General features: G+C 67.3%; 20 protein-coding genes and 5 pseudogenes. 19 read left to right on the plus strand and 6 right to left on the minus strand.

What is annotated here, in order from left to right; translation table 11 throughout:
• Positions 1-129: 129 nt before the first annotated feature.
• A protein-coding gene (locus tag OG488_RS00635) for an IS5 family transposase (protein ID WP_443074193.1) occupies positions 130-947 on the minus strand; the annotation gives its coding sequence in 2 pieces (ribosomal slippage) (positions 130-597 and positions 600-947; 816 coding nt in all).
• A gap of 120 nt (positions 948-1,067) precedes the next feature.
• Here OG488_RS00635 and OG488_RS00640 point away from each other — a divergent pair.
• The 3 genes and pseudogenes from OG488_RS00640 to OG488_RS00650 all read left to right on the plus strand — a co-directional run bounded on the left by OG488_RS00640 (position 1,068) and on the right by OG488_RS00650 (position 3,805).
• Complete coding sequence (locus OG488_RS00640; protein ID WP_329224851.1) at positions 1,068-1,478, plus strand: hypothetical protein; 411 nt, start codon at positions 1,068-1,070, stop codon at positions 1,476-1,478.
• Between the two features lie 334 nt (positions 1,479-1,812).
• Positions 1,813-2,636 (plus strand): annotated as a pseudogene (locus OG488_RS00645) (IS5 family transposase).
• 353 nt (positions 2,637-2,989) lie between these two features.
• Positions 2,990-3,805: a DUF3592 domain-containing protein gene (locus OG488_RS00650; protein WP_329224852.1), complete on the plus strand. Its 816-nt coding sequence runs from the start codon at positions 2,990-2,992 to the stop codon at positions 3,803-3,805.
• A gap of 44 nt (positions 3,806-3,849) precedes the next feature.
• On the opposite strand, the pseudogene OG488_RS00655 reads toward OG488_RS00650, so the two are convergent.
• Positions 3,850-4,640, minus strand: a pseudogene (locus OG488_RS00655) (IS5 family transposase).
• Positions 4,641-5,455: 815 nt separating this feature from the next.
• Here OG488_RS00655 and OG488_RS00660 point away from each other — a divergent pair.
• A complete protein-coding gene (locus OG488_RS00660; protein ID WP_329224854.1) occupies positions 5,456-6,265 on the plus strand; it encodes an IS5 family transposase in 810 nt (269 codons plus the stop codon).
• Between the two features lie 5 nt (positions 6,266-6,270).
• Here OG488_RS00660 and OG488_RS00665 read toward each other — a convergent pair.
• Positions 6,271-6,399, minus strand: a pseudogene (locus OG488_RS00665) (IS630 family transposase); the annotation flags it as partial.
• On the opposite strand from OG488_RS00665, the gene OG488_RS00670 reads away from it, so the two are divergent.
• The 3 genes from OG488_RS00670 (at position 6,374) to OG488_RS00680 (ending at position 7,078) form a co-directional block, all read left to right on the plus strand.
• Entirely contained in the window at positions 6,374-6,520 is a 147-nt protein-coding gene (locus OG488_RS00670) for a hypothetical protein (protein ID WP_329239317.1), read from the plus strand. The pseudogene OG488_RS00665 and the gene OG488_RS00670 sit on opposite strands and share 26 nt — an antisense overlap.
• A 2-nt stretch (positions 6,521-6,522) precedes the next feature.
• Entirely contained in the window at positions 6,523-6,756 is a 234-nt protein-coding gene (locus OG488_RS00675) for a GAP family protein (RefSeq protein WP_329224856.1), read from the plus strand.
• Positions 6,757-6,922: 166 nt separating this feature from the next.
• Positions 6,923-7,078, plus strand: coding sequence for a hypothetical protein (locus OG488_RS00680; RefSeq protein WP_329238325.1), 156 nt, complete (start codon positions 6,923-6,925; stop codon positions 7,076-7,078).
• 187 nt (positions 7,079-7,265) lie between these two features.
• On the opposite strand, the gene OG488_RS00685 is transcribed toward OG488_RS00680, so the two are convergent.
• Positions 7,266-7,664 carry a VOC family protein gene (locus OG488_RS00685; protein WP_329224858.1) on the minus strand — a complete coding sequence of 133 codons (399 nt, stop codon included), beginning with the start codon at positions 7,662-7,664 and terminating at the stop codon, positions 7,266-7,268.
• A 93-nt stretch (positions 7,665-7,757) separates the two neighbouring features.
• Here OG488_RS00685 and OG488_RS00690 point away from each other — a divergent pair, with 93 nt between their 5' ends.
• Both OG488_RS00690 and OG488_RS00695 read left to right on the plus strand, forming a co-directional pair.
• Positions 7,758-8,747, plus strand: a complete 990-nt coding sequence (locus OG488_RS00690) for a helix-turn-helix transcriptional regulator (RefSeq protein ID WP_329224860.1) — start codon at positions 7,758-7,760, stop codon at positions 8,745-8,747.
• A 116-nt stretch (positions 8,748-8,863) separates the two neighbouring features.
• On the plus strand, positions 8,864-9,424 hold the full coding sequence (locus OG488_RS00695; RefSeq protein WP_329224861.1) for a hypothetical protein: 561 nt from the start codon (positions 8,864-8,866) through the stop codon (positions 9,422-9,424).
• Positions 9,425-9,665: 241 nt separating this feature from the next.
• On the opposite strand, the gene OG488_RS00700 is transcribed toward OG488_RS00695, so the two are convergent.
• Positions 9,666-10,166, minus strand: a complete 501-nt coding sequence (locus OG488_RS00700) for a hypothetical protein (RefSeq protein ID WP_406460318.1) — start codon at positions 10,164-10,166, stop codon at positions 9,666-9,668.
• A gap of 1,453 nt (positions 10,167-11,619) precedes the next feature.
• Here OG488_RS00700 and OG488_RS00705 point away from each other — a divergent pair.
• Positions 11,620-11,910, plus strand: coding sequence for a hypothetical protein (locus OG488_RS00705; RefSeq protein WP_329239320.1), 291 nt, complete (start codon positions 11,620-11,622; stop codon positions 11,908-11,910).
• A 73-nt stretch (positions 11,911-11,983) separates the two neighbouring features.
• Here the strand turns inward: OG488_RS00705 and OG488_RS00710 are convergent.
• A pseudogene (locus tag OG488_RS00710) lies at positions 11,984-12,082 on the minus strand (IS5 family transposase); the annotation flags it as partial.
• An 876-nt stretch (positions 12,083-12,958) separates the two neighbouring features.
• Between OG488_RS00710 and OG488_RS00715 the strand changes: the two are divergent.
• The 9 genes and pseudogenes from OG488_RS00715 to OG488_RS00755 all read left to right on the plus strand — a co-directional run bounded on the left by OG488_RS00715 (position 12,959) and on the right by OG488_RS00755 (position 19,067).
• Positions 12,959-13,267 carry a gas vesicle protein GvpO gene (locus OG488_RS00715; RefSeq protein ID WP_329224865.1) on the plus strand — a complete coding sequence of 103 codons (309 nt, stop codon included), beginning with the start codon at positions 12,959-12,961 and terminating at the stop codon, positions 13,265-13,267.
• A gap of 174 nt (positions 13,268-13,441) precedes the next feature.
• Positions 13,442-13,891, plus strand: coding sequence for a gas vesicle structural protein GvpA (locus OG488_RS00720; protein WP_329224868.1), 450 nt, complete (start codon positions 13,442-13,444; stop codon positions 13,889-13,891).
• Positions 13,892-13,896: 5 nt separating this feature from the next.
• On the plus strand, positions 13,897-14,610 hold the full coding sequence (locus OG488_RS00725; RefSeq protein ID WP_329224870.1) for a GvpL/GvpF family gas vesicle protein: 714 nt from the start codon (positions 13,897-13,899) through the stop codon (positions 14,608-14,610).
• Between the two features lie 21 nt (positions 14,611-14,631).
• Entirely contained in the window at positions 14,632-14,901 is a 270-nt protein-coding gene (locus tag OG488_RS00730; protein ID WP_329224872.1) for a gas vesicle protein GvpG, read from the plus strand.
• A gap of 177 nt (positions 14,902-15,078) precedes the next feature.
• The gene (locus tag OG488_RS00735; RefSeq protein ID WP_329224874.1) at positions 15,079-15,894 is read left to right on the plus strand and encodes a hypothetical protein; all 816 of its coding nucleotides are present in this window, start codon (positions 15,079-15,081) and stop codon (positions 15,892-15,894) included.
• The gene (locus OG488_RS00740) at positions 15,887-17,047 is read left to right on the plus strand and encodes an SRPBCC family protein (protein WP_329224876.1); all 1,161 of its coding nucleotides are present in this window, start codon (positions 15,887-15,889) and stop codon (positions 17,045-17,047) included. The genes OG488_RS00735 and OG488_RS00740 overlap by 8 nt, the downstream gene beginning before the upstream one ends.
• A 51-nt stretch (positions 17,048-17,098) precedes the next feature.
• Positions 17,099-17,512, plus strand: a pseudogene (locus OG488_RS39185) (gas vesicle protein); the annotation flags it as partial.
• Between the two features lie 389 nt (positions 17,513-17,901).
• Complete coding sequence (locus OG488_RS00750) at positions 17,902-18,861, plus strand: GvpL/GvpF family gas vesicle protein (RefSeq protein ID WP_329224878.1); 960 nt, start codon at positions 17,902-17,904, stop codon at positions 18,859-18,861.
• Positions 18,858-19,067, plus strand: coding sequence for a gas vesicle protein (locus OG488_RS00755; protein ID WP_329224879.1), 210 nt, complete (start codon positions 18,858-18,860; stop codon positions 19,065-19,067). The genes OG488_RS00750 and OG488_RS00755 overlap by 4 nt, the downstream gene beginning before the upstream one ends.
• The last annotated feature ends 292 nt before the right edge of the window (positions 19,068-19,359 follow it).

Raw genomic sequence — 19,359 nt, forward strand, 5'->3', positions numbered from 1 at the left:
TCATGTGTCCGAGCGTACGTCGCCACCGCCGGCACAGCACAAGGGTCCACCCACGACGCGGCCGGGGCCTGCACGGCGTCCTGCACCTCTAGTGTGATGCGCCAGAAATCCTGAGGGTTAGAGGATGTCTCACGTGGTGAGTCTCGCGAGCCTCTTGTAGCAGGTGAGGGCTGCTGCGAGGCCGAGGAAGGCGAGGAAGTGGCTGCCTTTTCGCTCGTACCGGACGGTGAGGCGGCGGTATCCGAAGAGCCAGGAGATCGACCGCTCGATCTTCCAGCGGTGCCGTCCGAGCCGCTCGCCGGACTCGATGCCGGGGCGGGCGATCCGTGGGACGAGGTTCCGGCTGCGGAGCCAGCGCAGGTGCTCGGCGGAGTAATAGGCCTTGTCCGCGCGGATCTTCCCCGGCCGCCGCCGACGGGGTCCGCGCCGGGATCGGACGGCTGGTATGCCCAGGATGAGCGGCTTGAACGCCTGACTGTCGTGCATGTTCGCCCCCGACACCGCGACGGCCAGCGGCAGGCCCTGGGCCTCGGACAGCACATGCAGTTTGCTGCCTTTCTTGCCACGATCGACCGGATTCGGTCCGGTCAGCGAGCCCCCCTATTAGCTCGTACCGACGCGGCGTCGACGATCGCGGACGACCAGTCCAGATCGCCTCTGGAGCCGAGCTCGTCCAGTACCGCCCGGTGCAGCCTGCGCCACAACCCGGCCGCGGCCCACACGCTGAACCGGCGGTGCGCAGTCGCCGGCGAGACACCGAAGGACTCCGGCAAATGCCGCCAGGCACACCCACTCGTCAGCACGTACACCACAGCGGCGAACACCGCCCGTTCCTCCACCGGAGCAGTACCACCGCCCTGCGGGCGGGAGACAAACTTCGGCATCAATGGAGCGAACAGCTCCCACAGTTCGTCGGGAACGAGCCGACGCGACAGATCAACCCTCACGAATCAGCATCATGCCCGTGTGGAGGCTCAGTCGTTGTCACCGCAGGCACCAGATAGCCTGCGCAAAGAGCAGTTCGAATCAGCCGGTCTGTCACCAGAGAGGCGTTGCGGTTGTCACACATGGGCGACGCCTGGGTTGAACGGGTACCGGTGCGTAGCATTCCTCGCGAGGAGCTCATCGCCATGCTTCGCGAACAGACCCAGGCATGCGGACCTGCGCGTGAAACCTTGATTGCCGGGGGGACCTTCGTCGTCTTTGACGGTCTGGTTCCCGCCAACCGCCACGCGGGGGTGTTCGGACGCCGCATCCGCTCAGCTGCCCGCCGTGGCCACACGATCGAGGGCCTTGCCGACACCGTCGAAATCCTCCGGCAGTACGGGGAAGAGCTTCTTCGTACTGGTTTGATTGATTCCGTGGACAGGTCGTCGGTGTTCACGATCTTCCTGAACTCTTCAGCGATAGAAGTCCTTGGCTGTGCCGGCGGGCCACGGCCCGAAGCACTGCAAGTTCCAGCAGGCGTCCCCGGGTGACAATCTATCGGCCTTGGTGACAACTACCGCGCTTCGGCTCAATGCCGCATCAACGAACCGCCACGTGAGACATCCTCTTATTAAGCGTTTTGTTCGCATATCAGGTGTTTGACCGTGTTTCTGAGCGGTCAAGCGTGGTCGCCTGAGCGGTGATCGCCCGAGAAGTAGCTTATGCGGCAATTCGTGGACCAGTAATGCGCCGGGTTTCCGATGAGAGATCCCGTCTCATTCAGAAGCAACCTGGTTCACGCGGGTCTGCGAACCCGCGCCCCGGTGCCCCGGATGCCTCGCACACGCCCTGCCCACGTCGGCTGCAGCCACGTACCCAGGCATCATGCAGCCCTCACAGTCCTACCCCAGCGACCTGTCCAACGCCCGCTGGGAACTCATCCGCCCACCCTGGAAGCCTGGCGCCAAGCCCGCGCCGGCATCCGCAAGCCCACCCACGACCTACGCACCCTGATGAACGCCATCCTCTACGTCGACCGCACCGGCATGCCCTGGCGCTACCTCCCCCACGACTTCCCACCCCACCAGACCGTCTACGGCTACTTCGCCCGCTGGGAAGCCGACGGCATCTTCGACCAGCTCACCAACATCCTCCGCGGCAAAGTCCGCAAGGCCGAAGGTCGCGCCAGCCAGCCCAGCGCCTGCCTGATCGACAGCCAGAGCATCAAGACCTCCGCCACCGTCCCCCTCACCAGCCAAGGCATCGACCCGGCCAAAAAGATCATCGGACGCAAACGGCACATCGTCACCGACACCCTCGGCCTCCTCCTGGCCGTCGCCGTCACCGCCGCGAGCGTCCACGACTCCGCGGCCGGCACCCAGCTCATGACCAACGTCGCCGCACTCCACCCCACCGTCACCAAAGCCTGGGCCGACAACGGCTACAAGACCAAAGCCGTCGAACACGCAGCCCGACTCGGCATCGACCTCGAGATCGTCCAACGCAACCCCACCACCCGAGGCTTCCACGTCCAGCCACGCCGATGGGTCATCGAACGCACCCTCGGCTGGCTCATGCACCACCGCCGCCTGGCCCGCGACTACGAAACCCACCCCCACCGATCAGCCGCCATGATCCAACTGGCCGCCATCAACCTCATGACCCGCCGCCTCACCCACGAAGCCACCCTCAACTGGCGCGGCACCTAGACCAAATGAAACAGACACCGGAGAACAAAACGCTCACTTAGTTCTGCTCTGTTTTCTGGCCGGTGGTTCCGACCTTAGAGCTCGTAACAAGATCTTGTTCAAGCGTTCTGGTCGGGTGGGGCAGAGCCAGCGCTAGGCGAGCACGTGCGGGCTGAGGGCGGTAATCGAAGTTGGCAAGGACGGCTCCGATGTTGGGTGCGTGACTTTGCTTCTGGATCATCGTCATGGCCCGGTGGTGCCAGGGACCAAGATGCCCCAGCGCGCTGAGTGGAGCCGCCTTCTGCCCCAAGGCTGTGGCGTGCGCCTGCCACGACGGTGGGCAACCGTTTGCTGATCTCAGCCGTCATATGCACATGACGACGACGCCTGCCCTCCCATCCCTCGTGCTGCGCGGCAGCAGTGCCACCGCCCGCTTCGGGGACGGACTCGACTATGTGCAGTGGGAACAGGACGGGCGCGTGACACGAATTCCGCTGGATGCCATCGAAGCGGTCCGCAGCCTCGACCGCTCGTTCGAGGTTGTACTGACGACTGCAGAGGCCGACCGCCCTCCTGCCGTGTACGCGGTTCACGAGGCCAGCGCCGCTGCCGTGACCGCGTTCTGTGCCGCCCTGGAGGCCCGCCTGCCCGAGAGAGCGGCCGAAGGACCGCGCGTCGACGGCGAAGAGCTGATCACCGAAGTGCCTGCTGGACACCCCCGAAGGCCCTCGAAGCGCGATCTTGTTGTCGCCGTGATCGCGGTCTTCGCGGTGATCGATGTGACAGTGGCGGTGCTCCGTGAGCCGGCGTGGGCGATCGCGCTGCCGTTCTTTCAGCTCTTCGCGTGCGCGGGGGCATTCATGGCTCTGACGCTGGGACGAGGCATGTACGACGCGCTGCGCCTCCCCAAGCACGGCATCACGGTGATGGCCGAACTCGACCACTACACCGACAAAACCAAGGTGTACCGGTATGTGGACCAGGATGGCGGGCTGCACTTCTACCGGGAGCCGACCGGCGGGCAGCAACTGGAGCTCAGTTACGACCCGCGCAACCCCAGCCGCGCCTCCGCCCGCCAGTCCCTGTACGGCCAGGTCATGATGGCGCTGATGGCAGTCGTAGGCCTCGGTATGGCCTGCGGCGGGCTTGGAGTCACCGGGTACCAGCTCTTCATCGCGTTGCGTGGCTGACTCCGCTCGCGCGTGCCGAGCACTTCTTGAACTGGTACCACCGCTCAGGACTGGTACTGCTTGAGGCGTCTGAAGCAGATCAGGCTGCAGGCGAGAGAGACGGAGGCGTCGTGGAGTTCGGTGCGGCGTTCCCAGCGCACGGCGAGCCGCTTGAACTGGTGGAGCAGGGCGAAGGTCTGCTCGACGACGTAGCGGAGCTTGCCGATGCCCTTGATGTTCGGGGATCCCTTGCGTGAGATGACAGGCAGGATCCGTCGTTTCCGCAGTGCGTCGCGATGGGCGTTGGAGTCGTAGCCCTTGTCGCCGAGCAGGGATTCAGGTCGGCGCCGGGGGTGGCCGGGGCGCCCTGCGACGGGCGGGATGCCGTCGACCAGGGCGAGGGTCTGGGTGACGTCGTTGACGTTCGCCGCGGTCGTGATGACCTTCAGTGGGGTGCCGCGTCCGTCGCAAATCAGATGGTGCTTGCTGCCCGTCTTCCGCCGGTCGACCGGCGACGGACCGGTGTCGGCGCCCCCTTTTTCGCGCGGATGTGAGAACCATCCACGCAGGCCCGTTACCAGTCGAGCTCGCCGGCCGCGTTCAGTTCGGCGAGCATGACCCGGTGCAGCCGGTCGAAAGCCCCTGCTTTCTGCCACCGGTCCAGGCGACGCCAGCACGTCTGCCCAGAGCCGAAGCCCAGCTCCAACGGCAAAAGTTGCCAAGCTATGTCGTTGTAGAGGACGAACAGAATGCCCTGCAGACAGAGCCGGTCCGACACCGGCCGAGGCCCCGGAGACCGCTCCGGCCACGGCGGCAACAACGGCTCGATCAACGCCCACAACTCATCGTCCACGATCCACGGTCGAGTACCCACACCCTCACGAACGGCCGCCTCGTCACACCGGTATCGCCCAACCAGCCCACATCAACAAGATCGTGTTACGAGCTCTTACTGACCGTTTCACAATGAGGCGTCGTAGTCAGACGTTGTCTGCAGGGTCGGACGTGGTCTCCGTCGCTCTCGGTGGAAACATGTCCGAGCCTGCCGTCTCTGAGGAGTCGGCCAGGAGCGCGTCGTGGAGGTGATGGCCAGAGCACCACCGCAGTCCAACCCGCGCACCGTCACGCTGATGAGCTCACATGCTGATCGCCAACGCAGCCCCAATCAGGGCGATTCCCAGCCCTCCGTACAAAAGGGCTGCCACCTTGTGTGCGAACAGTGGCATGGTGTCCGGCAGATACATGCGGGCCGGCTCTCGCGGGTCGAGCTCCACCTTCACGGCCTGGCCGACTGAGATCCGCAACCTCTTCCCGTATAGCGAGCCCTTTATCACGCGCCCTTCGTGCACGACCGGCCCCAAGTGGTAACGCGTCTCATCCGAGGAGAACCGGCCCTGCCCATACCCGGAACACGGGACCTCCAGAGAGATTCGCCGCTGCCGACTCCGCACGTCAGACACCAACAGCGCTACCGCCCACACGACAGCCCCGGCTGCCGGAACAAGTACGACGAGCACGTTCGCCCACCCCAGTCTCAGAAACGAGCAAGTAGCAAGAAGCCGGGCTTCAGATCACGGGGCGCTGCAGAATCCCTGCCGTCCGCTCACACTCATCAGACGAGTTCGCTGTGAACAGACCCGCCGGTCGGACTTCTTCCGCCACGATCTCGACGTGATCAGAGATCTCGTGCCCGACGACCTGTGGGCCCGCATCGCTCCAATTCTGCCACCCCCTCCGCAGCGGCGGAATCGGCATCCGGGACGACGTCGGACAGATGACCGCACCGCCCTGGCAGGCATTCTCTTCGTCCTGCGCACGGGTGCAGCCTGGCGTGATGTGCCACGTCAGGAGATGGGTTGCTCGGGGGTCACAGCCTGGCGTCGTCTACGGGACTGGACCGAGGCCGGCGTCTGGCCACGCCTGCATGCTGCGATCCTCGCCGAGCTGCGAAAGGCCGGACTGCTAGAGATGGACGACTGTGCCATCGACGGTTCACACGTCCGCAGTCTGAAAGGGGGAGCTCACACCGGACCATCGCCGGTCGACAGGGGCCGCCCAGGAAGCAAACACCACATCATCGTCGACCGGAAGGGCACACCTCTCGCAGTGTCACTCACCGGTGGCAACCGACACGATGTCACCCAGCTCATCCCGCTCATCGATGCCATCCCACGCATTCGTGGACTACGCGGACGGCCGCGCCATCGCCCGCAACGGCTGTACGCCGACCGCGGCTACGACTTCGACAAGTACCGGCGACTTCTCCGGCGCCGAGGCATAGCACCCAAAATCGCCCGCCGCGGTGCCCCTCACGGCTCCGGCTTGGGCAAGACCCGCTGGGTTGTCGAGCGCACCTTCGCCTGGCTCCACCAGTTCAAGAGACTCCGGATCCGCTACGAGATGCGTGCTGATCTCCACCTCGGACTACTACAACTCGCCTGCGGCATCATCTGTCTCCGGCACCTCCGGGCGGCATTCTGAAACGATCAGTTAGTGAGGTAGTCAGCGAGAGAGTTGAGAATCTCGTCGGCTGTCTTGGTCCAGGTGAAGGGCCGCGGGTTCTCGTTCCAGGTGTCGATCCACGCAGTGATGTCATCCTCCAGGGCTTTCACGGACCTCGCGAACTGGCTGCCCGCCCCCGACGGCCCCTTCTCCGTCATCATCCGCATCTACGGTCCTCACGCATCCGTGCTGGACGGCACCTGGCAACTGCCGGCCCTGACCGTGGCAGGCTGATCATGGGCGACGCCATCGGACACATGCTCGCCCCGGCCCTCGGAATCGCCATCAGCCCGGTGCCGGTCATCGCCGTCATACTGATGCCGGCGACACCCCACGGCCGGATGAACGGCATCGCTTTCACCGCCGCTTGGACAGCGACCCTGGCAGTGCTGAGCACCGTCGTCGTCCTGCTCGGCTCCGGCGCCGACGCACACCAGGGCGAGAGGCGGCCTCCTGGGTGTACTGGGTGAAGCTCCTGGCCGGCGTGATCTTCGTGCTTCTGGGCCTGAAGCAGTGGAAGGGCCGTCGACGCGAAGCCGAGCTGCCGGCTGGATGAAGGCCATCGACACCTTCTCTTAGGGCAAGGCGGCAGGGCTGGCCACCGCGCTGTCCGCGCTCAACCCCAAGAACCTGGCACTGGCCGTCGCCGGCGCCCTCTCCATCGCGGGCAGCTCCGCCTCGTCAGGAGGCGAGACCCTCGCCATCGCGCTGTTCGTGCTGATCGGCTCGCTGTGCGCGCTGCTGCCGCTCGGCGTCTACCTCACCGCGGGAGAGAAGTCGGCAGGGTCCTGAAGTCCTGGAAGACCTGGATGGCCGCGCACAACGGCGCCATCACGACCGTGCTGCTGACGGTCCTGGGGGCCAAGTTCATCGGCGACGCGATCAGCGGCCTCGCCGCATACCCCCCTGCGCCGCCGCGGACCAGCCCGCTCGCCGACCGGCTACACCGCTCACAGAAGCCCGGGCTGCTTGCGTGGCGTCAGCGTGCGACCTTTTCGATGGCCGCTGGGGTGACGGGGGTGAAGAAGTTGACGAGGTTGCCGTCGGGGTCACGGAACAGCAGCGACCGGTTGCCCCAGGGCATCGTGGTGGGCTCGGTGACGAAGTCGGCGACGAAGCCGATCAGGTTCTGGTGAACGCGGTCCACATCGTCGACGAGGAACTCGGTGATCACGCTGTGGTTGTCCGCCGGGCGGGCAGAGCCCGGGGCGAACAGCGGGACGGTCCGGGTGCCGGCGATCGCGAGGGTGGCGCCCACGGTGTCGAGTTCGGCGAAGTCTTCGGTGGCCCACGTCGCCCGCACCCCCGTGGCTCGCTCATAGAACTCGACGAGGCGCGCCACGTCGCTGGTGATGATGCGGATCGAGACGAAGTCCATGGGGATCTCCTTGGCTGTGCTGGAAGCGTTCACTGCGCAGGCTAGGAGAAATAGTGGACAGAATCGGTCCTGTATTCGCATTAGGTTGTGCACATGCCCCGACCCACTGCCCGCGTGCTGACACTCCTGGAGCTGCTGCAGTCGGGCGGCACCCGGACGGCGGCCGAACTAGCCGACCGGCTCGGCGTCGAAGGGCGCACCGTGCGGCGATATGTGGACCAGCTGATCGACCTGGATGTGCCCGTCGAATCGGTGCGCGGCCGCTACGGCGGGTACCGGCTCGCTCCCGGGTACCGCTTGCCTCCGCTCATGCTCAGCGACGACGAGGCGCTGGCCGTACTGCTCGGCCTGGTCGCCGGCCGCCGAGCAGGGCTGACGACGACGGAGCACACGGCAAGCGAGACTGCATCGGCGAAGATCCGGCGGGTGCTTCCCAAACACATCGCCCGTCGGCTCGACACACTTCTGGAGGCTCTCGCCTTCACGGATCAGCTCGGCGAGACCGACACCCCGGACGCTGGGGTCCTGCTCACCATCGCCGATGCGGTGCAGCACCGCCGACCGGTCTCGATCCGCTACACCGACCGCGACGGACGGCGCAGCGAACGCACGCTGCACGCGTACGGGATCGTCACCCATGCGGGCCGGTGGTACGTCCCGGGCAAGGACACACAGATCGGCGAGGACCGAACCTTCCGGCTCGATCGCATCGCAGACGCGCGGGCCCTGCCCGGCTCATTCGAAGCGCCCGTGGGTCCCGGTCCGGCACAGCGCGTGTTGTCAGCGTTCGCCACGGCCGAGTACCGGCATGAGGTGACCTTGCGGATCCACGGGACAGTTGAGCACATCCGCGCCCACCTTCCCGCCAGCGTCGCGAGCCTGGAGGAGCACGAGCCCACGGCAGGCCAGGACCGGGCGACCGAGCGCTGGCTGCGCGTCGAGCTGCGGGCGGAGCGGCTCGACTGGTTGCCTCCAGTACTCGCCTCACTCGACCGGCCGTTCGTCATCGAGCGCCCCGATGAACTGCGCAACCTCGTCACCGCGCTCGCCGATCGCCTTGCGTCCTACGCCCGCCAAGCCTGACCACAAGGAACCAATGTCATGAGATGGCACAGCTAAGACGTCATTTCTTATGGTGGCTGTTGGGGCCTGAGCCATGCAGGGATACTGCTGCTGTGCTGTTGACGTGGATTGCTGAGGTGGCGGACGAGCCCTTGGTGCTGGAGCCTGCTGACCGGCGGGTGGAGTGGGAGACCCATACCTGGTCGCTGGATGCGGCGGACGAGGTCAGGGGCTCGTTGTCCGCCGCCGAGGTGGTGGCTGCCTTCGAGTGGACTGCTGCAGCCATGGAGGAGCGCATTCTTGGTCTGAACTTCTCCGGGGCGGCGACGTTCTACGTGTGGCACGACGAACAGGCCCGGCAGCTCCGGTGCTCGACCGGCTCCGTGCCCCCGGACGCGTTGCCGTTCGGCGGTACCTATGTGGCTTCCGACGATCTCGGTCCGATCGTCGAGGGCTTCTTGGCAGACAGCGAGCCCGGCTCCATCGCGTGGTCGGGCCTGGAGGACGTGCAGAGCCGCTCGGAGCAGACCGAGACCGAGTCGGAGATCGCACCCTTCCACGTCTGGGTCAGCAGTGTCGGAGCCTCACACCGACTGGTCCTGCCTGTCCCCTCGCTTCCCCGAGACCACGCCCGCCCACCAGCCACCACCACCCCGCCCCCACAGCAGGTCAGGCCGGGTAGAGGAGGGGAAGTCTGAGCACTCACCACGGGAAAACCGGGGGTTGACCTGCGGTTGTGCGAGGAGAGGTCGGAGTCATGCGCGCCCGGTAGTGGAGGGGATAGTGCGCCTCGCCCGGTGCCTGGTCGCTGCGGCGCCCATCGGGCCGCCGCAGTCCCCCATGAGGCCAGCGCAGCGCCGCCCCGCCTTCCCCGCACCAACAGCGCAAACCCTAGGGCGCCGACACATCCGTGACTCGCGCTCAACTGCCTTGACCTCCCTACAGCTGGTCCCCCCTGCTGGGTGGTTCCGGAGGATGCGTCCCGCCCCCGTCCTTGATGTCGGCTTCGCAGGTGCGTCTGTCGTGGGACTGGTCGTTGGGGATCAACAGCACTGCGTCAACCTGCTCAGGATGCTCGACGGCGATCCAGCGTCCGAAGGCCTGGGACGAGGAAACCGTCTGACATCCCAACGTCACGCGCTGCTTGTCGACCGCGCAGGCGTCCACCGCGGGGTCCGAATATTCATCGGCGCCGTCGAAGCGGAAGCGGAAGTGGACCTGGTCGCCTTCGGAGGGCGTCTGCGGGTGGGGCTCAAGGCTCCAGTCAACGACCGCCGCTGTGAAGCCGAGAGGCTGCCCATCCGTGTCCACGACCTGCACCCTGACAGCGGCCTCACCGCGCTCCGCCGTCGTGTCGGTGCAGACCCATGAAGAACAGCCGGACAGGGCGAGAACCACCGGAACCAGCGGGGCAACGGCGGATACCCGTGCGGGGAACACTGCGATGACCTCCGGTAGGGGTGGGCGGGCAAGTCTAACCCCAGGGCCTGCAGGTGAGGGCGGCGAGCGCCTTCGGCGGCGAAGCCGAAGCGCAGAGGAACCCCGTGAAGTGGATGAATGCTTGAAGCAACCCAAATGGGACCAAGAGCCTCGGGTGCACTACCTGTCCGGCCGGCGCAGCACACGGCCTGAGAGGCCGCCAGACGCGTCTCAGCGGCCCCAGCGGGCCTGTTGTGCCGCCGGGGCGCCCTACAGGGCGACGCGGCGTCTCACGCCAGCGCAGCCCCGTCTTCCCCGAGACCACGCCCGCCCACTGCCACCACACCCACCACCACCCAACAGCCGGGCAGCCAGGTAGAAGAGGGGAAGTCTGAGCACTCACCACGGGAAAAACCGGTGCTTGACCTGGGGTTGCACAGGTCCGCTCCCGGGAGGTGTCGGTCATGCTCTCGGTCATGTCGTCGGGATTGGTATCGGGCCCCGTGCCGGCTGCGCGTGCGACCGACGGACCCTTCACCAGTCAATGCGCTGCGCAGCCGACCGCCCGGCGCTGCAGCGGCGGCGCTCGAGGACCAGGAGGATCCGCAGCCCGGCAGCCGCCGCGGTTTCTGTGCCAGGGTGCCGGGGCCCGGAGCAGGAAGCTGGTCTCTGGCACCGGCGACGGAACTCCCGCTGCGGGCACCTGGCAATCTCCACCCCCGTCGACCACCAGCGCATCATGCGTCAGATTCGTCAACATAAGTGTCCAGTGGACAGGGTGCCGTGGTGAGTGGCCGCGCACCCGTCTCACCTGCGGTGGTGAGTTACCGATCGGGAAACTCACCACGGTCTCGGGCCAACTCACCATGGCGGGGACGCCTCACCGCGAAAACTCACCACGGCTCACCGTGCTCACCACGGAAACTCACCACCGCAGGTGAGCTGCTCTTGGTGCAGATTGCGCAGTCGAGGTCAGTCGTGGCGGAGGGACGCCCGTGATGCGTTCAGAGGAATCATGGGAAAGGCCAGTTCGTCCTTTGTGCACTTCCGTTGTGAGCGATGCTTGGGCGCTGTGACCGCAACTCCGTACCCACCTCTCCCCCAGCACGTGGCCAGCCCGATCGTGGCCCCTGCTCCAGCACCCGCGCACGGCGGGGAGCCGTTAATCGGCCTCGACGCGACCGTCTTGGACTTCTGGCGCTCACGGTCGCTCCAGAAAGCACGCAGTCGATGCCGCCGAGGGTGATGGCGACGGTTTTGGGCTGGGTGCCGGCGTCGGCAACGAGTCCAGGGTTCGTCAGGCGCGCCAGCGCATCCTCGAGTTCGGTTTCCGCCAAGGCGCTGCCGGCAAAGTACGACTCGGTGGTGCCCAGGAAGGCGGTCGGGTCGGGCGCTGGTCGTGCGCGGTGGCGTAGAGCCAGCGCAGGAAGCCGTCGGTTGCATAGCGGTGCCGGGCGGCGGGTGCGCTCCGCAGTTGGGAGAGCCGCCGCAGCTCTACGCGTCCGTCGCTGGTGCTCCGGTGGGAGTCGGGTGCGCCGAAGGCGCCCATGGCGTCGATCAGGCCGTCCCGCTCCAGCTCGGCGGCGAGGACCGCAACGTCTTCCAGAGGTGTTCCGGAGTGTTCGGCGTTGTCGGCTTGCTCTCCGAACCCGCCGTCAGGCAGCTGGCCGAGCCAGATCAGGTAGCGGACCAGCTGCGGGCCCTGCTCAATGCCGACGCCCAGGCCGGTGGCTCCGGCGGAGGCAGTGAGACTCCTGCCGCCTAGGCACGGTGATCGGGTACTTCTTTAAGGCCCGCTCGTAGGCCTTGTTGATGTCCTTCACGTGCTTCTCGATCGCGCGCTGTCGGCGCTCTGCCCGCCAGGCGGTCAGGGCCGGCTCGACCAGCTCCCATCGGGCATCGGAGAGATCGCTTGGATAGCGACGGCGCTCAGTCATGATTCCGGAGTACCGGCCGGCCGCGGATCCGGCCCTGGCGCGTGCATCAGGCGCGCGAAGCGAACGGTGCACGACGGCGCGTCCTGGGATGAAACAGGAGGAGTGCGGGCGAGACCACGGCATCAACACCACACTGGCACCACCCGGATCCTGAGAAGCACTCATCTCATCAAAGCCGCCTCACATAGCACCTGAAACCGCATCAAAAGAGGTGTAAACGCCCTCTCAGCATGCTAAGCATGGCATGGACGGACCCGGGCGGCCGCATCACGGGCAAGGCCGAGGGTCCGTGCCCCCGATATGCAGACCAGGCAGTGGTCACCGCGGCTGCGGCTGGACGGTGACAGCGGCCAGGGGGAGAACGGCGCGGCCCGGGGCGACGCAGCGCTCATATAGGCACCCCAAGGGTGGGGCGCTCGTCAGGCTGGATGTCGAGCACCCGGCTCTCCGGCTTGCAGCGTGTCTCACGCGTGCGATGGACCGGCTGGGCTGGCAGCTGCGCCTGGTCTGCGGCCGGCTGCACGAACCTGCCAGATGCGTGCCCGGCACGCAACGCTGCTCCGCTACATCGCCGACAGCGACCAGGAGGCAGCGGAGGCGGCCACACTGCTGCGCGTTCGCGGTTGTGGCCGAGGTCACCCGTGCGTCGAGGGTCCCCGACATCTCCGGCGTCGGGGACCCTCGACCTCGGCCTCCCAAGGGTTCATCGTTGCTGAAGCAACTGTCTGTTATCGCATCCTCACCCAGTAATCGACGGCTCGGAAAAGAATTTTCGATCACGTCTGCATAGGGTCCCTGAGCAGGGGCACTCACCCGAAAGCATCATTTTCCATCGAGATGCACCGACCGGAAGACAACGAATTACGGATCTGAACCATGACATCACCACGCACCGAGGACTCCGATGGCCGAAGTCCGAAGTCCACGACGATCACTGCCCGTTCCGCATTGCGTGCGGCGGCCACCCAGCTGACCGAGCTGATCGGTCGCGAACCCCACTCCGTCTCCTCCCTCCAGCCCTCGGGCGGCGGCTGGACTGCTCATGTGGAGGTCACGGAGATCGAACGTATCCCCGACACGGCCAGCGTCATGGCGACCTATCGCGTCGACCTCGACGAGGCGGGCGAACTGCTGGGTTACGAGCAGACCCACCGCTATTCCAAGGGACAGACAGACCGTCGTTGACACCTGGGCAGCGCCCCTGAAAATACGTGCTCACCAGCCTGTTCACCCAGCTGACCCGTGTGCGCCAACGGGGCCGACCCGCCCGCACCCACAGGTATCCGCTCAGTCGACCCTCGCGTACCCACGCGTCCGGCGCGGCTTCAGGCCCCCCTGCGACCGAGGAGTTTTCCACTCATGAGTGTTGTGCAGCAGAGCAGTGCCCCCTCCGCCTCCGGTGGTGGAGGCGGAGGCGGAACGCTCTACGACGTTCTCGAACTCATCCTGGACAAGGGGCTCGTCATCGATGCCTTCGTCCGGGTGTCCCTGGTGGGAATCGAGATACTCAAGATCGATGTACGCATCGTCGTGGCGAGTGTCGACACCTATTTGCGCTTCGCCGAGGCCTGTAATCGTCTCGACCTGGAATCCGGCCGAAAGGCACCGAGTCAACTCACCGACCTTGTCGGTGATATGACGGAGAAAGGGGCGAAGGGAAAGTCAAAAGGAGCACTGACGGGCGCTGTTGAAGCGTTCACCGATTCGTTCACGCAAGGAAACGACGGCGACAGGGACGAAGAGCCCGAGCAGCGCACCCGCAAGGCATCCGCCAACCGCCGTCCAGCACAGCGCCGTCGAGAGGACTGACCACCATGCCGACGTACGTCTACGCCATCACCCCGGGCGACCACCCACTCGCCCTCGCCGGACTCCAAGGAGTCGGCCCCGACGGCAGCGAGCTGCGCGTGGTCCACGGCGCCGGCCTGGCAGCCGTGGTCAGCACCGCGCCTGAGGGGCTGCGGGCCAAGCGCCGCGACCTCGCCGCGCACGACGCCGTCCTGCAGCAGCTCATGGCCGACGGTGCCGTACTGCCCATGCAGTTCGGACTGCTGGGGCCCGACGACGCGGCGGTCGCCACCGCCCTCGACGAGCAGCAGGACGTCTACAGAGGCCGGCTGGAGGAGCTGGACGGTCGCCTGGAGTACAACCTCAAGGTCTCCCGCGACGAGGCGGACCTGCTCCGGGAGATCCTGACCGGCAGCGACGAGGCCCGGCGTCTCAACGAGAACACCCGCCGTAACCCTGACGCCCATGACGCCAAGGTCCGGCTCGGCGAGCTCATCTCGCAGGAGGTCCAGGAGAGGCAGCGCCGTACCGGCGAGGAGATCGTGGGCACCCTCGGCCCCGCAGCCGTGAACAGCGCACCGGCCCAGGCGGCCGAACCCCACTTCCTGAACGTGTCGTTCCTGGTCGAGCGGGACAAGGCGGCGGACTTCTCGCAGGCCGTCCACGAGGACGCCGAGCGCCGCGGCGACGCCTACGCCTACCACCTGCACGGCCCGCTGCCCGCCTACAGCTTCGTCTGAGGAAGGTCACCCCCGTCTGCCATGGGTCTGTTCTCGCAATTGATCACACTGCCGCTGGCCCCGGTGCGCGGTGCGCTGTGGGTGACCCAGCAGCTCACCGAGACCGCGGAGCGCCAGTACTACGATCCGGCCCCGGTGCGACGGGAGCTGATCGCTCTCGAGCAGGAGCTGGTCGAGGGCCGCATCAGCGAGCAGGAGTTCGACCGCCGGGAGGACCAACTTCTCGACCAACTAGAGGAGTTGGAGGCCCAGCAGCAGCGTATGGCTGCGAACGGGCAGCCGCCCGGCTGAGGAGATCCGCTCCGTTCGGCGCGGGCGGACCAGTGGCACGAGCTGCTGCTCCCTGACGGCCTCCCCACGTCGGTCCACCCCGCCGTCCACGCTTCCGCACCGGGTTCCTTCCCCTCTGTTCTTCCCATCCGTTCATCCCATCTGTCCACCTACTTCCACCAACGAGGTGCACACCGCATGATGACCAACACCAAGATCGGCACAGCTCTGGTCGGGGGCTATCTCCTGGGCCGCACGAAGAAGGCCAAAGTCGCGATCGGGCTCGGAATGTTCCTGGCCGGCAAGAAGCTGAGCCTGGACCCGCAGCAGCTGCTCAAGATGGCCTCCTCCAGCCCGCTGCTGGCCGGGCTGAGCGACCAGGTGCGCACCGAACTGGTCGGCGCGACGAAGACCGCCGCCAGCTCGGCGCTGACCAAGCGCGTCAACCACCTCTCCGACTCCCTCCACGAGCGTGCCCAGGGACTCACCAACCCGGAGGCCGCGGCCGACGAGGTCGCGGAGACCGGGAAGCGCGCGGCAAGCGCGTCGAAGGCGAAGGGCACGAAGACCCTCAAGAGCGTCACGAGCGCCAAGGGCAGGGGTGGAGACGACGCCGAGGAGTCAACGGGCGACTCGGACGGCGACCGCTACGACGACCCAGAGCTCGAGTTCGACGAGGACTTGGACCGCGAAGAGGGCGAGGACGAGCACCTGGACGACGAGGGTGCGGCGGAGTACGAGGAAGACGACCAGGAGGAGGCGGCCGCCAGGTCGCGTAACGCCTCGCGCTCCCCGCAGGCGACGAAGACCGCCGCCAAGAAGACCTCGGCCGCCCGCCGCCCGTCGTCCGGCTCCTCGTCTCCCGCAACCCGCAGGTCGGCCTCCGGCTCCGCCGGCGCGTCCACGTCGGGTGCGCGCAAGAAGACGACCGCCAAGGGCTCAGCGGCGGCCTCGTCCTCCGCCGGATCCCGGCGCAGCGCCGGCCGTCGTCAGAATGGAGGCGACCGTGGCTGAATCGCCGTTCACCCAGATCAAGAAGTCCGTGGCCGACAACCCCGCCGCGGGCCGCCTGAAGGAAGAGCTCACTGACTTCCTGGCGGCACGCGCCCAACATGCCGTCAGCTCGCTGGGCCACAAGCTCGGCGAAACCGCCTCCCGACTCGGCGAGCCCGGCCAGGGTGGTGGGCCGAGCGCCTGGAAGTCCCTCAGCAAGGGCGGGCAGGCGCTGGCCGAGGGCAAGTCACCCGCCAAGGCGGCTCTCACCGCCGGAGCCTCGCACGCCAAGGACGTCGTCGCGGACAAGGTCAAGGGCCTGTTCGGCAAGGGGAGCAAGTCCGGTGGCGGCAAGTCCAAGTCGGTGCTCATCAGCGAGGACATCGACGTCGGCGTGCCGGTGCGCGAGGCGTACGACCAATGGACCCAGTTCCAGGAGTTCAGCACCTTCGCCAAGGGCGTCGTCAGTGTCGAGAAGTCCGACGACACCTCCAGCAACTGGAAGGTGAAGGTCGCCAAGTCCACCCGGAGCTGGAAAGCCAGCGTCACCGAGCAGATCCCCGACGAGCGGATCTCCTGGACGACCGAGGGTGCCAAGGGCACGGTGAAGGGTGTCGTCACCTTCCACCGCGTGACCGACAACCTCACCCGCGTCCTGCTGGTGCTGGAGTACTTCCCGAAGGGACTCTTCGAGAAGACCGGCAACATCTGGCGCGCCCAGGGCCGCCGGGCCAGGCTCGACCTGAAGCTCTACCGCAAGTTCATCATGATGCGCGGCGAGGCCACCGACGGCTGGCGCGGAGAGATCCGTGATGGCGAGGTCGTGGTCGACCACGACCAAGCCGTGGAGGACGAGGAGAACGCCGACCGGTCCGACTCCGAGTCCGGAGACGCCGAGTACGCCGACGGCGACTCCGAAGATGGATACGCCGACGGCGACTACGCGTACGAGGACGGCGACGACGCCGACTACGAGGACGCGGAGGAGGACGACGACTTCGAGGCCTACGCCGAGGACACCGAGGACACCGACGACACGGACGAGGCACACGGCTACGCCGAGGACGGCTACGAGCAGGACGGCGCCTTCGACGAGCAGGAAGCACACGAGGAGGACCAGGAAGAAGCGGTAGCCCCGGCACCGCGCAGGCGTGCCGCTCCGGCGCGTCGCTGAACCCCACCGCAGGAGGCGTGACCCTTGTCCGAACCATTCGCCGCCGCTCGCATGGGCGGCCCCGCCGCAGCATCGTTGACGGGCCAGCAAGGATCGTCGGCCAACCTCGCCGATATCCTCGAACGCGTTCTGGACAAGGGCATCGTCATCGCCGGCGACATCCAGATCAACCTGCTCGACATCGAACTGCTCACCATCAAACTGCGCCTGCTGGTCGCCTCGGTCGACAAGGCCAAGGAGATGGGCATCGACTGGTGGGAGAACGACCCGTCGCTCTCGTCCCGCGCGCCCAGGCCCGCGGTACGGGACGTCGTGCCTGACCAGAGTCAGCAGGCCCTGGAGATCGAGCAACTGCGTGCCGAGGTAGCGCAGTTGCGCGCGGCGCAGACGCAGTCGCCCGCCCTCGGGGAGTACAGGCCCGAGGATGCGCGCGAGCGCGTGGACCGGTGGGCTCGTCATGAGCCCCTGCCGGATGCCGAGTCCGCGGACCGCGCGAACGAGCCATCACTCCCGGACCCGCCCGAGCCGGCCGCCGCCCCCGCCGCACACGGAGAGGAAGAGCGTGCGACGGGGGCGGCGTCCCGGCCCGCGCGGCGCAAGCCCGTACGGGCCGCACCCGAGGAGCGGGCCGCCCGGTCGGCGGCCCCTCGACGGACGGCACGCGAGCCGGTGGCGCGGGCATCGGGCGGCACGGAGGCACAGAAGCCCGGCGACGACGTGCCCGGCAAACCCGCCCGCAGGAATCCGCGAGAGCCTGAACGTAAGCCCGCACGGAAGCGCACCACCCGGTCGGCCGAAGCGCCCGCCCCGGGCACCCGGCGCAGAAAGCCCCGACAGGAAGGAGACCCGGAACAGTGAACACCCCCGACCAGATCGTCCCGACCGACGGGCTCTCGCCGACTGCTCATGGTGACGCCCCCGCCCCACCCGCCCCTCTCGTCTACGTCTACGCCATAGCCGTAGACGGTGGCGGTGGCGGTGGCGGCCTGTCGCAGCACGTCCACACCCTGGGCGGTCTCGGCGACCCGCCTCGTCTGATCCGACACGAGGGCTTGGCCGCGATCGTTGCGGACGTCCCGCAGGACACCTTCAGCAGCGACGCGCTCAAGGAACAGCTGGAGAGCCTCGAGCGCCTCGAGGCCCTGGCTCGCGCACACCACGGGTGCATCGAAGCGGCGGCCTCCCTGACCACACTGCTCCCGCTCCGCCTGACCACCGTCTACGTCGACGACGCGGGGGTGGCCGCGATGCTGTCCGAGAACGCCCCGGCCTTCCGGCAGGCGTTGGAGTTGCTGACAGGCCAGGTCGAGCTCGGCGTCAAGATCTTCGCCGACCCGGAGGCCGTCCCGGCGTCCCCCGCCCCGACCAGCGGCAGGGAGCGCACTGACGCGCCGTCCGGCGGGACGGCCGACGGCCGGATCGGGAGCAGCCCGGGCCGCGACTACCTCAAGCGCCGTCGCGCCCAGCGCACCCGTCACGCGGACACCTACCGAGTGGCGGGGGTCGTGGCCCAGCGGGCCGTAGACACCGCCGCCGGCTACGCGACCGCTCACATCCCTCATCGCCTCCAGCAGGGCGCGCTGGGCGCAGCCCGCGGCGAGAACCTGGTGAACGACGCGTATCTGGTACCGGCGCAGTTCATCGATGAACTTGCTGCCGCACTAGAGGAGTTGGCCGATGGGACGCCAGGCGTCGCCATCGAGGTGACCGGGCCGTGGGTACCCTACTCCTTCACCGAATGGGCCCAGACCCAGTCAGTGCCGACCCAGGCGACGGCGGGCGCCGGCCGGCTGCGGCAGGGTGACTCCGCGTGACGGAGAGCCTGACCACCGCCGGTTTCGACGACGAGTTGCCGTCCGGTCGCCAGGTGGCCCTCATCGACCTGCTCGACCGTCTACTGACCGGCGGTGCGGTCCTCACCGGAGATCTCGTCCTCTCTGTCGCGGACGTCGATCTGGTCAGGATCAACCTGCGTGCGGTCATCCACTCCATCACGCCGGACAGCCCAGCACCCTGGTAACGGATTCCGGATGGAAGGCGGCACCGGACCGGTCGGCGGGGCGGCCCGACAGGCTGGTCGCGCATGCGGCCGCACGCGCGACCGGTACCGGGGCAGGCACGGAGCAAGCTCCCTGAAGCCACGAGATCGCCGGGGTGGGCGGGGAGCGCGAACGAGCAGAGATCACTACGGGCATCTGCGAGACCACGGACCACTTCGGCCCGCGGAGGAGGCAAGTACATGCAGTCCGAATCGGCACCCCACGCCGGAGCCGGAGGCCGATCTGGGGCGGAGGCCCTGGCTGAATCCGGTG

It is taken from the genome of Streptomyces sp. NBC_01460, assembly GCF_036227405.1.
Taxonomy (GTDB): domain Bacteria; phylum Actinomycetota; class Actinomycetes; order Streptomycetales; family Streptomycetaceae; genus Streptomyces.

What these genes read in the sequence shown, in the direction of transcription:
- OG488_RS00640 (WP_329224851.1), top strand. Translation starts at nt 1,068, where the DNA reads ATGGGCGACGCCTGGGTTGAACGGGTACCGGTGCGTAGCATTCCTCGC.
- OG488_RS00650 (WP_329224852.1), top strand. Translation starts at nt 2,990, where the DNA reads ATGACGACGACGCCTGCCCTCCCATCCCTCGTGCTGCGCGGCAGCAGT.
- OG488_RS00670 (WP_329239317.1), top strand. Translation starts at nt 6,374, where the DNA reads ATGTCATCCTCCAGGGCTTTCACGGACCTCGCGAACTGGCTGCCCGCC.
- OG488_RS00675 (WP_329224856.1), top strand. Translation starts at nt 6,523, where the DNA reads ATGGGCGACGCCATCGGACACATGCTCGCCCCGGCCCTCGGAATCGCC.
- OG488_RS00685 (WP_329224858.1), bottom strand. Translation starts at nt 7,664, where the DNA reads ATGGACTTCGTCTCGATCCGCATCATCACCAGCGACGTGGCGCGCCTC.
- OG488_RS00690 (WP_329224860.1), top strand. Translation starts at nt 7,758, where the DNA reads ATGCCCCGACCCACTGCCCGCGTGCTGACACTCCTGGAGCTGCTGCAG.
- OG488_RS00715 (WP_329224865.1), top strand. Translation starts at nt 12,959, where the DNA reads ATGACATCACCACGCACCGAGGACTCCGATGGCCGAAGTCCGAAGTCC.
- OG488_RS00720 (WP_329224868.1), top strand. Translation starts at nt 13,442, where the DNA reads ATGAGTGTTGTGCAGCAGAGCAGTGCCCCCTCCGCCTCCGGTGGTGGA.
- OG488_RS00725 (WP_329224870.1), top strand. Translation starts at nt 13,897, where the DNA reads ATGCCGACGTACGTCTACGCCATCACCCCGGGCGACCACCCACTCGCC.
- OG488_RS00730 (WP_329224872.1), top strand. Translation starts at nt 14,632, where the DNA reads ATGGGTCTGTTCTCGCAATTGATCACACTGCCGCTGGCCCCGGTGCGC.
- OG488_RS00735 (WP_329224874.1), top strand. Translation starts at nt 15,079, where the DNA reads ATGATGACCAACACCAAGATCGGCACAGCTCTGGTCGGGGGCTATCTC.